We start from the raw sequence: 15,442 nt of genomic DNA on the forward strand, positions 1-15,442 counted from the left end.
TTTCCAGACTGGCGCGAATCATGCGACTGGTGGATGTTTAAGTTCGAGCGGCCTGAGTCGTTCCAACCTTGTTTACAGTTATTCTCGCTTGAGGTGTTCGATGACCTTCTTCCCCAACTGGCGAAACCTGGGGTACCTCGTCAGCGTCCTCCTGGTCGCCCTGATGCTTTCCTGCGGTGGGGGTGGGAGCACTCCTCCTCCCCCTCCCGAAGGCAATCTGCGGGTCTACAACGGCGGCAACCTCGCCATGTGGAACCTCCATGTCACGCGCAGCGTCAGCTCCACGTGGGGCGTGGACCAGCTCGCTCCCGCCACCTTGTTCCCGGGAGAATCCCTGACCCTGACCGGCCTGTACCCAGACACCTACGACGTGGAGGCGCGGTTCTCCGACGGCAGCCTCGACAGGGTCTACGATGTGCAGATTCAGGATGGGGTGACCACCGTACTCACCATGATGGACACGGGCAATGGCTCGGTGGCCGTGTTCAATAACTCAGGCCTGACCATCACCGGGATCTATCTCACGCTGTCCACCGCCAGCACCTGGGGTCCCAACCAGGCAGACCAGCCCCTTTACGATCTCCAGACCCTGACCTTGACCGGAGTCTCCCCGGGCACCTACGACCTCAAGGTGGTGTTCTCGAACGGGAACCTGGCGTACCCCCCGGCCTTCAGCGTGACCTCCGGGGCCGTGACCACCCTCCAAGTGAATTAGGAGTCCACCATGCGACTGGTTTTGAATGTGGTGCCCACGCTCCTCCTGCTGGCGGGAAACCTGTCAGCCCTTGCGGTCCAACCCGAGCCTCCGCGGTCTGTCGCCACGCACCGCATTCAGGTCATCCGGCCGGGCAAAGGCGAGCCTCGAACACGAGAGGCCGTGGCTGCCCGGACGGCTTCCCCGCAGACTCCAACGACCGACGGAGGCATGAGGCGCACTCGCCCTTATCAGCCCGCCAAGCCCGGCGAAGGCGCACCCAAGGGGTGAGGCCAGCTGCTCCATTCCCCACCTGAGGGATTCAGGCCGCGTCCTCCTCGGCGAACTGCAGGCGGACGAGCTTGGCGTAGACGCCGTCCTGGGCGATGAGGCTGTCGTGGTTGCCGCGTTCCACGAGCACACCCTGGTCCATCACCCAGATCTCGTCGGCCTCGCGGATGGTGGAGAGCCGGTGGGCGATGGTGAAGGTGGTGAGGCGGTGGCTCACGCGCTCGATGACGGTCTGGATCTTGGATTCGGTTTCGGAATCGATGTTGGCCGTGGCCTCGTCCAGCAGCAGCACCGCCGGTTCGAGGTAGAGCATGCGGGCGAAGGCCAGCAGCTGCCGCTCGCCGGCGCTGAGCTTCTGGCCGCGTTCGCCCACCTGGGTTTCCAGGCCCTCGGGCAGGCGGCCCACCAGATCCTTGAGCTGGCTCTGTTCCAGCACCGAGGCGATGCGGGCCTCATCCAGGGGGCGGTCCAGCACGATGTTGTCGCGCAGGCTGCCGGAGAAGACGAAGACATCCTGCAGCACCAGGCCGAAGAGGCTGCGCAGGCTGCGGATCTGCAGGTTCCGCACGTCCACGCCATCCACCGTGATGCGCCCTTCGTTCACATCGTAGAAGCGCATGAGCAGGTTGATGAGGGTGCTCTTGCCGGCGCCCGTATGGCCCACCACGGCCACGCGCTTGCCCTTGGGGATCACACCGCTGAGGCCGCGCACCACCTGGCGGCCACCCTCCTCGTAGGCGAAGGTGGCGTCCTCGAAACGGATCTCGTGCGCGAAGGAAGCCGGCTGGGCCCCGGGGGCCTCGTGGATCTCCTCGCGGTTGTCCAGCAGGCGGAAGATGCGCTCGCTGGAGGCGAGGGCCGTCTGCATCACGTTGTAGCGCTCGGCCAGTTCGCGGATGGGACGGAAGAAGCGGCTGGACTGCTGGATGAAGGCCAGCAGCAGGCCCCAGGTGATGGCCCCCGCCTTGAGCTTGAAGCCCGCGTAGAAGATGAGCGCGGCCAGGGTGCCCGAGGTGATGAACTCCACCACGGGGAAGAACACGGCGTAGGCGAAGATGGTGCGCAGGAAGGCCTGGAAGTAGTCCTCGTTGAGCACGCGGAACTGCCGGTTGCTGCTCGCCTCCTGGGCGTTGATCTGCACCAGGCCCATGCCCGAGATCTGTTCCTGCAGGAAGGCGTTGATGGAGGCGTAGCGGCGCTGCGTTTCGCGGAAGGCCTCGCCGGCGCGGCGGCGGAAGATCTCGGTGGCCACCAGCAGGAAGGGCAGGATGCCGAGGGCCACCAGGGCCATGCCGGCGTGGGTCCAGAACATCCAGACGACGATGGCCAGCAGGGACAGCGCGTCGCCCACGATGGCGACGAAGCCCGAGGCGAACATCTCGTTCAGGTTCTGCACGTCGCTGGTCACGCGGGTCATGAGGCGGCCCACGGGATTGCGGTGGAAGAAGTCCGTGCTGCGTCCCATGAGGTGCTCGAAGAGCTGCACCCGCAGGTCGAGCATGGCCTTCTGGCCCACCTTGGCCAGCAGGAAGTAGCGGGCGAAGCTGACGAGGAAGCCCGCCACCAGCACGCCGACGAATCCGGCGATGAGCGGCGCGGCGCCCCTCAGGCTACCTTGGCCCATGAAGCGGTTGATGAGGCGCAGCGTCAGCTCGGAGGGCATCACCTCGAGGAAGGCGCCCAGCGCCATCAGGGCGAGCAGGGCCAGCAGGGCCACCCACTGGGGGCGGAGGTAGCTCGCCAGGCGCCAGAGCAGCGCGTGGCGCATGGGGCGCTCGTCCACGCGATCGGGTTGGAAGAAGGCTCCCTGTTCGGACATGGGGCCATTCTCCCACACTGCGTGGATTATCCCGCGGCTTCTGCGCAAGTGGCCCAGGATCCGGCGTCAGAACGGGGCCGGGAGTTGCCCGCCGGCCTCATGTAAACTGGAGGATCCCCCGGAGACCTGATGCGTTCCAGGCTGCCTGTCCTCTTTGCCGCCGCCCTCGTGGCCCAGGCTCAGGTTCCGGCGTCCAAGGCTGAGGCTACGGCCGCCGTGGAGACGCGGCTGAGGAAGGATGTGAGCTTCCTCGCCTCGCCCGAGCTGAAGGGCCGCGGCAACGGCTATCCGGAACTCGACGCGGCCGCCCGGCATATCGAAGGCGAATTGAAGACCCTCGGCCTCAAGACGCAGGTCCAGCGCTTCCCCTTCATCGCCCAGGTGGTGCGGGAGCGGCAGCAGGCCGTGTTGACGCAGGATGGTGCCCCGCGTCCCCTCGCCTGGGGCCGGGACATCGAAGCCCTGGGCCTGAGCGGTGATGCGGATCTCAAGGCCAAGCCCATTCTGTTTCTCGGGTACGGTCTCCAGATCCCCGGCGGCTATGACGATGCCGCGGGCCTCGACCTGAAGGACCGCGTGGTGGTGATCGCGCGCACCGTGCCCGACCTGGATGCCTTCGCCCACCTGCCGCGGGGGGAGCGGAGCCTCCTGGCCCGCCTGAAGAAACTCGAATCCGCCAAGGTCGCCGCCGTCCTCGTGCTGGAGGATGCGGGGCTCCGTCCCCTGCAGCGCGAAGAGGGTCCGGTGAAGGTGGACCTTCCCGTGCTCGGCATCACGGAATCAGCCCTGGGCGGGGTCTTCGGTGACCTGCCCGCCCGCTTCAAGGCCATCCGGGAATCGGGCCGGCCCGCCAGTCAGGAAGCGGGCCAGGCCACGCTGTCTCTGGAGCTGGGCCTGCGCCGCATCGAGGCCCGGATGCCCAATGTCGTGGCCGAGATCCCGGGCCGCGATCCCAAGCTGCGCAAGGAATTCATCGTGCTCGGCGCGCACATGGATCATCTGGGCCTGGGCGAACGCCACAGCCTGGGTGGCGCGGAGGCGCGCGGGCAGGTGCATCCGGGGGCCGACGACAACGCCTCGGGCACGGCGATGGTGGTGGAATTGGCGCGGGAACTGAAGCGGTCGCGGCCCCGGCGATCCATCCTCCTGCTGCATTTCGCCGGCGAGGAAGAGGGCCTACTGGGCTCCCAGTACTGGGTGCAGCATCCGACCCACCCACTGGAATCCGTCAAGTTCATGCTCAATTTCGACATGGTGGGCCGGCTCGATCCGCGCGCCCCCAAGCTGCTGATGGGTGGTCTGGGCGCGCCGAAAACCGCGCTGGAAGCGGCCCGGAAATTCGCACCGGCGGACTTCTCCGTCAGTGCCGACGTGGGCGCCAGCGTGGGTGGCTCCGATCACATGAGCTTCTCCCAGGCGAAGATCCCCACCTTCTTCTTCTTCACGGGCCTCCACGGCGAGTACCACCGCCCAAGCGACACGGCGGACCGAATCAACTACGCCGGCATGGCCCGGCTCGCGGCCTTCAGCAGGGCCGTGGCGCTCGATCTGGCCAACGCGGACCAGGTGCCCGCCTTCGATCCCGAGACCGCCAAGCTGCCGCCCATGGGCGACCGCGGGCCCATGCGCATCGCCTTTGGCACCATTCCCGACTACGCCGACAATCCGAAGGGCTTCCGCATCAACGGCGTGTCCAGGGGCTCCACGGCCGAAAGCATCGGCCTGCAGGCCGGCGACATCCTCATCCAGTTCGGCGACAAGCCCGTGAAGAACATCTACGACTTCATGGGCGCGCTCGGGGCCTTCAAGCCCGGAGACAAGGCCGTGATCCAATGGCTTCGGGGCGATGCGTTGATGAAAGCCGAAGCGATTCTGAAAGGCCGTCCATGAGGCTCGCCACACCATCCGGATTCGCCACCGAGGTCTTCCTCCTCGAAAAGCCCGATCAGACGCTGCTTCCCGAAGGCGCCTGGACCCTGGTGGGTGACGAGCGTCTGCGCGAGGCCTGGACCCGGGCCGGCATGCCCGAGCCCGAGCACGCGCTCTGGGTGTCGGTGCCCGAAGAGGAAAAGCGGCTGCGCACGGTGATCCCCTGGCTGGAGCACTGGGCCCGTGTGCCCCTGCATCGCGACGCCACGGTGGTCGCGCTGGGCGGCGGTGTGCTGACGGACCTCACGGGGCTTGCGGCCTCGCTCTTCCTGCGGGGCGTGGCCTGGCAGGTCTGGCCCACCTCCCTCCTGGCCATGGCGGACGCGGCGCTGGGAGGCAAGACCGGTGCGGATCTCGCCGCGGGCAAGAACCTGGTGGGTGCCTTCCATCCGCCCCGCCGCCTCGTGGCCTGCACGGATTTCCTGACCAGCCTGCCGGAGCGCCACCTCGAAAATGGCCGTTGGGAGCTCATCAAGACCGCCCTCATCATGGGCGAGATGGGCTGGGCCATGGAGATGCTGCAGGAGGGCCCCGTCAAGTTCGCCTGGGTGGAACGCGCGCTCGCTTTCAAGGCCGGCGTCGTGCACCGGGATCCGCGGGAGTCCGGCGAACGGCGCCTGCTCAACCTGGGCCACACGCTGGGCCACGCTTTGGAGGCGGCCTCGGGCTACCAGCTCCTCCATGGCGAATCGGTGGGCCTGGGCCTGCTGGGATCCTGTTTCCTCGCGGAGGAACAGGGGTTGAAGTCCTATCCTGCGGGCCTCCTCGACCTGCTGGCCCGCCGGCTGACGCACCTGGCGCCGCTGGTGGCGCCCTGGGCCGACTGCCTGCCGCTGCTGGCCCGGGACAAGAAGGCCGTGCGCGCCGCCCATGCGGACGGCGAAACGGCCGTCACGCAGATCCAATGCGTCCTCCCGCGCCCCGGCGAACCCGCCGTGCAGCGGGCCCTGCCGCCCCAGGCCTGGGAATCCGCCCACGCCCGGCTTCTGTCCACGCTCCACCAGGAGGGTGTCCGTGCCTGATCGCCGATTCCCCATGCGCGCTGCCATGCTGCTTCCCCTGTTTGCGCTGTCGCTCGCGGCGGCGCCCCTTGCCGCCGAGGATGTGCGCGCCCTCATGCTGCAGGCGAGGGCCCTCCAGTTGCGGGGCGGAGGCGCCGATCCGGCAGCCGCCGCGGCGCTCTACCGTCGTGTGCTGGCCCAGGTTCCCGAAAGCGCCGAAGCGAATCTCCGCCTCTCCGAATCGCTGCAGGAAGCGCAGGATGCGGATGCGGCCGTGGCTCCGGCGCGCAAGGCCGTGGAACTGGCGCCGCAGAACGCCGAAGCCCAGGCGCACCTGGCCCTGCTTCAGTACCAGCGTGCGCAGAAGGACGCCAGCCTCGCCCCCGAAGCCGTGCGGGAACTGCGGACCGCGACGCTGCGGCTGCCCCAGGATCCCGAATTATGGGCCCGCCTCGGCGAGGTCTCCGAACAGACCAAGGACAACGAAGGGGCGCTGCGGGCCTGGCTCCGGCTGGGCCGCCTGCGGCCCAGCTTCGCCCCAGCCTGGGAGCGCGCCTTGATTCATGCCCGGGCCACCCAGGATTACGAGGGCAAGCGCGAAGCGCTGCTGGCGTTGAATGCGCGGAACCCCGAAGACCGGCACCTGCGGATGCTGGAGGAACTGGCGCGCGAGCAGATCCAGCTGGGCTACCTCGCCCATGCCGAAGAAAGCTTCCTCCTGCTGGCCAGCCATCTGCCCCAGGAGGCGGGGCTCTGGGAGAACGTGTCCCTCGTGCGTCTCCAGACCTCCCGGTTCTCGGAAGCGCTTGAAACCCTGGCCAAGGCCGAGGCGCTGAAACCCAGTCCGGCCCTGACGTTCAACACGGCGAGCGCCCTGATGAACCTGGGGCGGTTCGAAGAAGCGGAAAAGCGCCTCAAGACCATCGTGAATCAGGAGGTCGAGCCGCAGCGGGTCGCGGACGGTGCGCCGATGCTGTACGCGGAATCCCTGCTGCTGCAGGGCAAGGGGAAGGCGCTGCTGGCCTTCCTGAAGGAGCGGCGCCCGCGCCCCGCCACCGATGGCGAAGCGCAGGTCTTCAAGACCCAGGCTCTCATCAGCCTCAACGACTGGAAGAGCGGACTCGAAGCCCTGAAGGAGGGCATCGCCCTCTATCCGAAGGTGCCCTTCTTCCAGCAGGCCGCCAAGCTGCCGCCCAAGTATCTGGAGTATTCCTTCTTCCATCGGAAGGAGACCCGCGCCGCCCTGGAGCAGCTGCATCTGGAAGGCATGGCGGCCCTGTGGCAGGAGTTCCAACGCTGGGACAAGTGCCTCGAAGCCCTCGAAAAATCCCGCAGCCTTTCGCCGGTGCGCCGCGTGGACATGCTGATCACCCTGAGCCAGGCCTACGATCAGCTGGGCCATCAGGTGGAATCCCTGGCGGTGCTGCGCGAGGCCCAGGCCCTGGAGCCCACCAACCCCCTCGTCCAGAACAACCTCGGCTACTCGCTGCTCGAACAGGGCCGCGATCTCGAAGAGGCCGCGAGCCTCATCGAGGCCAGCGCCAAGGCCACCCCGGACAACGGCAACGTGGTGGACAGCCTGGGCTGGGCGCAGTTCAAGCTGGGCCGCCTCGCCGAGGCCGAAGCCACCCTTCGTCGTGCCGCGGAGCTGAATCCCTTCAGTCCCGAAGTGCGCAAGCACCTCGGCGAAGTCCTGGTGAAACAGGGCAAGCTCACCGAGGCCGCCGAGCAGTGGGACCGAGCCCTCGCCTTCGTCTTCCCCGATCGGACGGCCCTGGAAAAGCGCCTGGGCGATCTTCGCGTGCGCATCGCCAAGGAGCAGGCCCGGAAGCTGGAGATGGTCGCGCCTCCTCCATCGGCGCCCACCTTGAAGCCCGACGATGAGGAGGATGACCTGTGATCTTCCTGCAGGCGCCGCCCGCCCTGTCCACCCCCGCTCCCATGACCCCGGCGCCCATCCGGGCCCAGTACGGCTGGGGCTACGCAGGCCCCGACGGCGAGGGCGTCGGCACCCTGAGCCTGCTCATGGAGCCCGTCAGCGGCCGCCTCGTCATCGAACTGCACGCGCCCGGCGAACGGCTGCTCCTGCTCGAAGGAGACGCTGCCTCGGGCTACCGCCTGCAGGTGCCGCGGCAGAAGGTGGATCAGCGGGCCGCCTCGCTGTCCCAGCTGCCGCTGCCCTTCCTGCCCCAGATCCCCAGCGTGGAGGCCCTGCTGAAGCTCCTGCGCACGGGGGAAGGCGCGGGCGTCTCCGTGACGAAGAAGGACGCCCAGGGCCCCCTGAAGCTCCACTGGCGGGGCAAGGATCCGCGAGGCAAGGACGAGCAGGTCTGGCTGGACCGGCGGCGTTGGGAAACCGCGCCCTGAGCTTGACTGGGCGCTTGCCTGGGCGGTTTCAGTGGACCGGTTTCACCCGGGGGGCGGGCCGGCCCGCCTGAATCCACGCGCTGAGGATGGCGTCGCCGAGGTGTTGGCCCGCGGTCTGTAGCTGCTGCTTCACGACGGCCCGCTGCTTGGTCCAGAAGATCGCCCAGTAGGCGTCGGTGCGCTGTTTCCCGCGCCCACCCACGGGCGTGGTGCGGTCGGCGGCGCGGTCATCTTCCAGGAGCTGGGGCACCAGGGCATGGGAGGCGCGCAGCCAGGCCCAGGGGCGGACGAGCAGGGCCGCATCGGGTTGGGCCGGGAGGGCGGCCAGGTCATCCTCGACGATGAAGCGTTCCACCAGGCCGGTCTCCCAGCGCTTGTGCACACCCTTCTGGCCAGTGAGTTCTCCGTCGTGGTTCACGGTGGTGTGCAGGGGTACGTGGGCATCGGCGATGTAGTGGCCCAGGATGGCGGTGGCCATCGCGACCTCGGCGGGATCGCCGCCGCGAAAGGCATCCACCAGATCCCGCCAGCGGTCCTGGATGATCCAGGGCACCACGCCCTGGCGGTAGAAGTCGCCGCCGAGCTTGACCTGCGCCTCATCCAGCGAGAGGGAGATCTGATCCGGACTGCCGTAGGCTTCCATATCCAGGAAGTGACGAGGCCCTTCTTTGTGATCCTGCTTCCAATGATCGGGATCGGAGGCGTGGTCGGCCACCTCCGCTTCGCGGCCCGCGAACCAGGCCTGCGGCCCCGCGGGCAGCGACCGGAGCGCCAGGGAAGACACGATGCGGTGGCCCTTGTCGCCCCAGGCTTGGAGGGGGGTGCCCAAACTCAGCGTCGTGGCGAGGAGGGCTCCCGCCAGGTACCGAGGCCAAAGAAACGAACGGGGCACTACAGCGCCACTTCCAGGGCGGGGCCCACCACCCCGGTGCGGAAGAAGGAGGTCTTGATCTCGGCCTCCTTGGGCACGCTGATGAGCACCGCACCTCGCACTTCCTCACCGGGCTTGAGGGTCTTCAGTTCCAGAGCATGGCCGTAGCCCAACTGGAGGCCGCCCATGCTGTAGCGGCGGCCCTGGGCATCCAGGACTTCCACATTCAGGGGGTTCACCTGGAACCCGGCGGCCACGCTGGCGTTGCGCACGCTGACTTCCAGCTGGCACAGCTTCTGGCCGGGCTTGGGGCTGGACTTCCAGAGGCCATCGGAGACGGCCTCCGGGAAGGCCACCTTGTGAACGGTGTACTGGAGCCCGCTCGCCTCGGTCGGTTCGCCAATCCTAGGCATGGGCCTCCGGGGTGGAGCCTGGGCCGGGAGGTCCAGGCGCACCCGCAGCGCATGCGGGAGGGGACCCTGGAACTGGACGAGGCGCTTCCCCTTGGGAACGACGAAGAGTGCGGAGGCTTCCCTGGTTTCACCGGGATTCAGGCGCAGCTGGAGCATGCGGTTGATGAGCATGGGCCAGGCGGGCATGTTGGCGGCCTTCAGGGGCTGATCCTGGCCCTCAACCTCGAGACGAAGGTCGAACTCATTGGCGGTGAGGGGGGAGGGGGACAGGTTTTCCAACCGGAGCTTCACCACTGCAAAGAGGGCTCCGGACTGGGCTGGCGTGAGCCGGGCTCCCAGGTCGCTGGTCATCTCCTCGCAGAACTGGAGCTCCTGCAGAGTGAGGGCGAGTTGATCGTTGGCGGCCCGCTCGCCCATCTGCACGGGCCTGGGGCCCGAAAAGCGCCGGCAGGCGAGGCCACCGGAGAGGATGAGGGCGGTCGTGAAGGCCAGGGCCGCTCGTTTCAAGAGGTGCTGGTGGACGGGCATTCACGGCTCCGGTGGGCGGGGCTGGGGACGGGCAGAGGAGATTCGACGGGTCTATTCGGGGATGGTCCCCGTGCGGTCCCAGCGGGTGCGGGTGAAGAAGTGGCGGGCGGCGTCGATGAAGTCGGCGGCCACGTCCGTGGGGCCGTCGGGCACGCGGCCGTTGTCATTGTCTGTGTCGCCTTCTCGGAAGCTCCACCACACGATGAAGGGCCGGCCCCGCAGGTGGTCCATGGGGAGGAAGCCCCAGTAGCGGCTGTCCATGCTGTTGTCGCGGTTGTCGCCCATAGCGAAGATGTGGCCCGGCGGCACGGTGACGGGGCCCAGGTTGTCCTTGAATCCGTTCTGGATGAGGCTTTCCATGGACTGCATCTGGTTGCGGTCGTGCAGGGCGAGCACCTCGGGATCGGCGTGACGCCAGAGCCCGACAGGGCTCTCGGCTTCGCCGGCGTTGCGCGTGAGGGGCCAGGGGCCCGGCGTCGGTCCATCGGGCGTGCGGCCGAACATGTGCTCGAAGGGGCCCGTGACCTGCTTCCCATTTACGTAGAGCCGCTTGTTGCGCATCTCCACCGTGTCGCCGGGCAGGGCCACGCAGCGCTTCACGTAGTCCTGGTCGCGATCGATGGGATAGCGGAAGACGATGATGTCGCCGCGCTTCACGCCGCGCATGGGGAAGAGCTTCTCCTCCCAGGCCCACTGGGGCTGGGCGAAGATGAACTTGTTGGCCAGCAGGTGGTCCCCGATCATCAGCGTGTTCCGCATGGAGGCGGAAGGGATCTTGAACTGCTGCCCGACGAAGGCCTTGAAGAAGAGGATCAGCACCATGGCGAAGCAGATCACTTCGAGGTTGTCGCGCACCATGCCCTTCTCGGCGCCCGGAGGCACCGCGATCTCGAGATCCTCGGCGGGGGCAGGGTGGGTGGATTCGGTCATGTCAGCTCCGGTTCGGGGCTTCAGGAGCGCTTGGAGGTGGGGAGGTCCGTGAAGCCACGGGCCACGAGTCGATTCACGGCCACCCAGGCGCCGTCGCGGTAGATGCGGGATTCCACCTCACCGAGATTGGGCAGGAAGAGGGTCCGGCGCTGGATGCCATCGGGTGTGCGGGTCTCGATCCAGAGGCCCACGGGGTCCGAGGTCTCAGGCAGGATCGAGGCCCCTTCCCAGGTGGAGCGGCCGATGACGCGGTATTCGATGCCACGGTCCGTCCAGCGGGAAAGGTTCTGGAATCCCGCGGGCAGGGGCTGGGCGACGACATTGCCCTGGTCGTCGAGCATGGCGATGCCGCCGCCTTCGTGCTTGAACAGCAGGTTCTGCTGGCCGTGGGCGTTGGACAAGGTCAACCGGACGAGGGTGGGGCCGCTGGGACTCAGGGAGGCCCGGGCCACGCGGAATTGCAACCGTTCCGCCGTGCGGAGGGGCTGGGGCAGGGAGGGGTTCTCGTAGGTGAGGGTGAGGCCCTCCTCCCATGGGCCGTAGACCGGCGCGGCGCTGCGAGGCTGGCAGGCCAGGAGCAGCAGGAGCGCCGCGGGCGCGAGCCGGTTCAGCCGGGCCTGCATCAGCGGTGGCCCTTGTTGAACTTGGCCATCAGGTCCGTCAGTGAGGCGCCGCTGGCCACGGGCGCGGCCTCGCGCCGAGGTTGGGCGTGGGACTGAGTCTGGGCCGGGCGCGTCTCACGCTCGGGGCGCGCAGGACGTGCGTCCTGCGAACGCGGGGGCCGCGAGCCCTCGGCGCGGAAGGGACGTCCCTGGTCGGGCCGGGCGCCCTGGGGGCGGCCTTCGGGGCGGGGCGGACGCGGCCCATTCTGGGGCCGGGGCTGGTTGGAGTCGGGCCGGGAGCCGGCGTGGCGTCGGTGCTGCGGGGCCTGTCCGGCACCCGCGGGGGCGGCGAGCATGGCCTTGATGGAAAGGGCGATGCGCTTGGCTTCGAGATCGACAGCCAGCACCTTCACCTTCACCGCCTGGCCCACGCTAAGGGCGTCCGCGGGGTTCTTCACGTAGCGGTGCGCGATCTCCGAGAGATGAACGAGGCCGTCCTGGTGGACGCCCACATCGACGAAGGCGCCGAAGTCCGTCACGTTCGTCACGATGCCCTGCAGCTCCATGCCCACTTCCAGGTCGCTGGGCTTGTTCACGCCTTCGCGGAACTGCACGATCTCGAAGCGGTGGCGGGGATCGCGGCCGGGCTTCTTGAGCTCGGCGAGGATGTCCTTCACGGTTTCCGCACCGAACTTGTCGTCCACGAGCAGCTTGATGTCGAGGGCGTCCAGCACGGCGTCGTTGCCGATGAGCTCGGGCACGGTCTTGCCCGCCAGCTGGCAGATGCGCTGCACGACGGGATAGCTTTCCGGATGCACGGCGGAGGCGTCCAGCGGATCCTCGCCATCGTGGATGCGAAGGAAGCCCGCGGCCTGCTGGAAGGCCTTGGCGCCGAAGCGGCTCACGCCCATCAGCTGCTCGCGGCGCTTGAAGGCGCCATGCTCGAAGCGGTGGGCCACGATGCTCTTCGCCAGGCCCTCGCCGATGCCCGCCACGTAGGCCAGCAGCTTGTATGAGGCGCTGTTGATGTCGACGCCGACACGGTTCACGCAGCTCTCCACCACGTCGTCCAGGCCCTTCTTGAGGGAGGTCTGGTTCACGTCGTGCTGGTACTGGCCCACGCCGATGCTCTTGGGATCGACCTTCACCAGCTCAGCCAGGGGATCCTGGAAGCGGCGGGCGATGCTCACGGCACCGCGCACGGTGACGTCGTAGTCGGGGAATTCCTCGCGGGCGATGTCGCTGGCGGAGTAGACCGACGCGCCGGCCTCGCTCACGCTCACGCAGATGAGGTTCGTGCGGTTCGTTTCCTTCAGCCACTCGCGGATGAAGGCCTCCACCTCGCGGCCGCCGGTGCCGTTGCCGATGGCGATGGCCTCGATGGGATTGCCGGTGCAGAGCTTCTCGAGGATGGCGCGGCTCCCGTCCAGATCCCGCTTGGGTTCCAGGGGGTAGATGACCTCGTTCTGCACGAGCTGGCCCAGCCGGTTGATGACGACGAGCTTGCAGCCCGTGCGGATGCCGGGGTCCACGCCCAGGGTGCAGCGCTGGCCCGCGGGGGGCGCCAGCAGCAGGTGGTCGAGGTTGGTCTGGAAGACCTTGATGGCTTCGGCGTCGGCCTTCTTCTTGGCCTCGTAGCGCACTTCGGATTCGATGGTGGGCGCCAGCAGGCGGTCGAAGGCGTCGCCGGCGGCCTCGTTGAGGAAGCGGCGGTAGCCGCTGCCCGGGTTCACGGGAACCTTGGACACGAGCTGGCTCACGAGGTTCTCGCGCTCCACGAGGAGCTTCACCGTGAGGATCTCCTCCTTCTCGCCGCGGCGCAGGGCCAGCAGGCGGTGGCTGGGGATCTTCTTGATGGCCTCGGAGAAGTCGAAGTAGGGCTTGAAGCGCAGGGCGGCCTGATCGTTCTTGCGCTCTTCGCGGATCTCGGACTTGAGCACGCCCTGCTCGTGGAATTCCATACGCAGCCAGGCGCGGATCTCGGCATCTTCGGTGAGGCGTTCGGCCAGGATGTGACCCGCGCCTTCCAGGCATTCCGAAGGCGAGCGCAGGCCGTCCTCATCCTTGATGAAGGGCTCGGCGAAGATGAACGGATCGGCGCCGGTGGCATCGGCCAGCAGCGAATCCAGCAGCGGTTCGAGGCCGCGCTCCTTGGCCACGGTGGCCTTGGTGCGCTTCTTGGGCTTGAAGGGCAGGTAGAGATCCTCGAGTTCGGCCTTCACCCAGGTCGTCTCGATCTTCGTCTTCAGTTCCGGCGTGAGCTTGCCCTGCTCGTCAATGGACTTCAGCACCGTCTTGCGGCGGTCCAGCAGGTCCTTGTAGTAGGCGTGCCGGTCTTCCACGGCGCGGATGGCCACTTCATCGAGGGAACCGGTCGCCTCCTTCCGGTAGCGGGCGATGAAGGGGACCGTGTTGCCCTCCTCCAGCAGTGCCACGATGGCGGCCACGCCACTGCGGGGGAGCTTGAGCTCCTTGGCCATGAGGTCCAGCACCTGATCCACACTTGCTCCTTGCGAACTTTCCCAGAGGGACCTGCGATCATACCAAGGACCGGCCTCGGCTGCTTGGTTCAGCCCCCGAGGGGCCGCAACCATGACCTCCTTTCTTCGCACCGCGACGGGGATGCACGGTGTGGGGACCTTCGGGAAGATCCAACCGGTCTGCCTTTATCACCGTCCATCACCGTTTATCACCGGCTTCATGGCCTTGTCTTTTTCGCTGGGAAGCCGCGGCGAAAGAAAAAAGGGCAACCGGTGATGGACAGTGATGAACGGTGATAAGGAGGGCCTTCATCGGTCGATCGCGTGACTCAGGCCAGATGGGAAGACAGAAGCGATCTCAGTTCCGGAGGGTGACCTTGCGGCGGGCGCCTTCGGGTGCCACTTCGAGGCCGCGCAGATCCTTCTTCCATTGCGTGTGATCCAGGTTCGTGCCGATGGCCACAGCTACGCAGGCCGCTGCGGTGCCGTCGGCCAGAAGGGGCAGGGGCGAGATCTCCAGGCGCCCGTCCGCCAGTTGGAAGGCCCAGCGGTCGCTGCCGTCGTTGCGCGCGGCCCAGCCGGCGAAGGCGCAGACACCCTTGGCGCGCAGGAGCTCGCCCTGGGTGGGCGACGCGAGGAGGAGGGCCTCCAGGGCCGCCGGATCCACCGGATGATCCCAGTGCAGGCTGAGCGAACGGGCCTCGGCGAAGCTGGTGCTGTCGCTGGCTTCCCAACCCTCGGGCAGGGGCCGCACATCGCCCAGCCAGGGATCGGGGCTGCCTTCGGGCGCGACGCCCTGGCGCGTCGCCACCAGCGGAATATGGCGGAAGGCCGCGTGCAGTTCACTTTCCCAGGCCACCGCGCCCGAGGGATCGAGGTCGGCCTTGCTGAGGTGGATGAGGCTGGCCAGGGCCGCCTGGCGGTGGAGCAGGGGCTTGGTCTTCAGATGGTCCACGGGGGCCAGGCAGGAGATCACCGTCAGCAGGCCCGCCAGGCGCAACCGCCCCGCCAGCGCGGGCTCCTGTTCCAGATCCAGCAGGTCCGTGGGATCGGCCAGGCCCGTCGTCTCCAGCACGACGCGCTGGGGGCGCTGGGCCTCGGGTTGATCGCACCAGGCCTTGAGGGTGGTGATGACATCGTCGCGCAGGCTGCAGCAGACGCAGCCGTTCACCAGGTTCTCCACGCCCGCCAGCTCGGGCCGCTCGGTGTCCACCAGGGTGCCGTCCACGCTGACGGCGCCGAATTCGTTGATGAGCACGGCCACCCGGCGGGAGGCGGCCACCTCGGCCTTCAGCAGCCGGTTGACGACGGTGGTTTTGCCCGCGCCCAGGGGGCCGGTGACGATGAGGATGTCGAGGGGGGCGGGTCCGTCCATCCCTCCATGATGCCGCCCAAGTCGGCCCTGTTCCAACAACGGGTTGAGGCGTCAGCGAGGAAGGAATTCAAAAGCGGAGGGTAGCCGAGGCGCTGAGGATAGCTGAGAAAATCGGGTGCAACGCTACCCCATGCCTCCGCTT

General features: G+C 67.8%; 12 protein-coding genes. 5 read left to right on the forward strand and 7 right to left on the reverse strand.

Annotation, left to right across the window (positions count from 1 at the left end; all coding sequences use genetic code 11):
- The first annotated feature begins 100 nt into the window (after nucleotides 1-100).
- Nucleotides 101-715, forward strand: a complete 615-nt coding sequence (locus tag QSJ34_RS01585; RefSeq protein WP_285569394.1) for a hypothetical protein — start codon at nucleotides 101-103, stop codon at nucleotides 713-715.
- 301 nt (nucleotides 716-1,016) lie between these two features.
- Here QSJ34_RS01585 and QSJ34_RS01590 read toward each other — a convergent pair whose 3' ends face one another.
- Nucleotides 1,017-2,804, reverse strand: coding sequence for an ABC transporter ATP-binding protein (locus QSJ34_RS01590; RefSeq protein WP_285569396.1), 1,788 nt, complete (start codon nucleotides 2,802-2,804; stop codon nucleotides 1,017-1,019).
- Nucleotides 2,805-2,933: 129 nt separating this feature from the next.
- Between QSJ34_RS01590 and QSJ34_RS01595 the strand changes: the two genes are divergently transcribed.
- From QSJ34_RS01595 to QSJ34_RS01610, 4 genes are read left to right on the forward strand one after another with little or no spacing between them, the layout of a single operon-like run.
- The gene (locus QSJ34_RS01595; protein WP_285569398.1) at nucleotides 2,934-4,694 is read left to right on the forward strand and encodes a M28 family peptidase; all 1,761 of its coding nucleotides are present in this window, start codon (nucleotides 2,934-2,936) and stop codon (nucleotides 4,692-4,694) included.
- Nucleotides 4,691-5,755, forward strand: a complete 1,065-nt coding sequence (locus tag QSJ34_RS01600) for a 3-dehydroquinate synthase (protein WP_285569400.1) — start codon at nucleotides 4,691-4,693, stop codon at nucleotides 5,753-5,755. The genes QSJ34_RS01595 and QSJ34_RS01600 overlap by 4 nt, the downstream gene beginning before the upstream one ends.
- The gene (locus QSJ34_RS01605) at nucleotides 5,748-7,634 is read left to right on the forward strand and encodes a tetratricopeptide repeat protein (RefSeq protein WP_285569402.1); all 1,887 of its coding nucleotides are present in this window, start codon (nucleotides 5,748-5,750) and stop codon (nucleotides 7,632-7,634) included. The genes QSJ34_RS01600 and QSJ34_RS01605 overlap by 8 nt, the downstream gene beginning before the upstream one ends.
- Nucleotides 7,631-8,101, forward strand: coding sequence for a hypothetical protein (locus QSJ34_RS01610; protein ID WP_285569404.1), 471 nt, complete (start codon nucleotides 7,631-7,633; stop codon nucleotides 8,099-8,101). The genes QSJ34_RS01605 and QSJ34_RS01610 overlap by 4 nt, the downstream gene beginning before the upstream one ends.
- 28 nt (nucleotides 8,102-8,129) lie before the next feature.
- Here QSJ34_RS01610 and QSJ34_RS01615 read toward each other — a convergent pair whose 3' ends face one another.
- The 6 genes from QSJ34_RS01615 to QSJ34_RS01640 all read right to left on the reverse strand — a co-directional run bounded on the left by QSJ34_RS01615 (nucleotide 8,130) and on the right by QSJ34_RS01640 (nucleotide 15,300).
- Nucleotides 8,130-8,993 carry a S1/P1 nuclease gene (locus tag QSJ34_RS01615; protein WP_285569405.1) on the reverse strand — a complete coding sequence of 288 codons (864 nt, stop codon included), beginning with the start codon at nucleotides 8,991-8,993 and terminating at the stop codon, nucleotides 8,130-8,132.
- On the reverse strand, nucleotides 8,993-9,913 hold the full coding sequence (locus QSJ34_RS01620; RefSeq protein ID WP_285569408.1) for a DUF4352 domain-containing protein: 921 nt from the start codon (nucleotides 9,911-9,913) through the stop codon (nucleotides 8,993-8,995). Before QSJ34_RS01620 ends, QSJ34_RS01615 begins: the two co-directional genes overlap by 1 nt.
- 51 nt (nucleotides 9,914-9,964) lie before the next feature.
- The gene (lepB, locus tag QSJ34_RS01625; RefSeq protein ID WP_285569413.1) at nucleotides 9,965-10,843 is read right to left on the reverse strand and encodes a signal peptidase I; all 879 of its coding nucleotides are present in this window, start codon (nucleotides 10,841-10,843) and stop codon (nucleotides 9,965-9,967) included.
- A gap of 20 nt (nucleotides 10,844-10,863) precedes the next feature.
- On the reverse strand, nucleotides 10,864-11,466 hold the full coding sequence (locus QSJ34_RS01630; protein WP_285569416.1) for a hypothetical protein: 603 nt from the start codon (nucleotides 11,464-11,466) through the stop codon (nucleotides 10,864-10,866).
- Nucleotides 11,466-13,946: a Tex family protein gene (locus QSJ34_RS01635; RefSeq protein WP_285569419.1), complete on the reverse strand. Its 2,481-nt coding sequence runs from the start codon at nucleotides 13,944-13,946 to the stop codon at nucleotides 11,466-11,468. The genes QSJ34_RS01630 and QSJ34_RS01635 overlap by 1 nt, the downstream gene beginning before the upstream one ends.
- 337 nt (nucleotides 13,947-14,283) lie before the next feature.
- Nucleotides 14,284-15,300 carry a CobW family GTP-binding protein gene (locus QSJ34_RS01640; RefSeq protein ID WP_285569423.1) on the reverse strand — a complete coding sequence of 339 codons (1,017 nt, stop codon included), beginning with the start codon at nucleotides 15,298-15,300 and terminating at the stop codon, nucleotides 14,284-14,286.
- Nucleotides 15,301-15,442 lie beyond the last annotated feature (142 nt).

The organism is Geothrix limicola (assembly GCF_030268085.1).
GTDB lineage: Bacteria > Acidobacteriota > Holophagae > Holophagales > Holophagaceae > Geothrix > Geothrix limicola.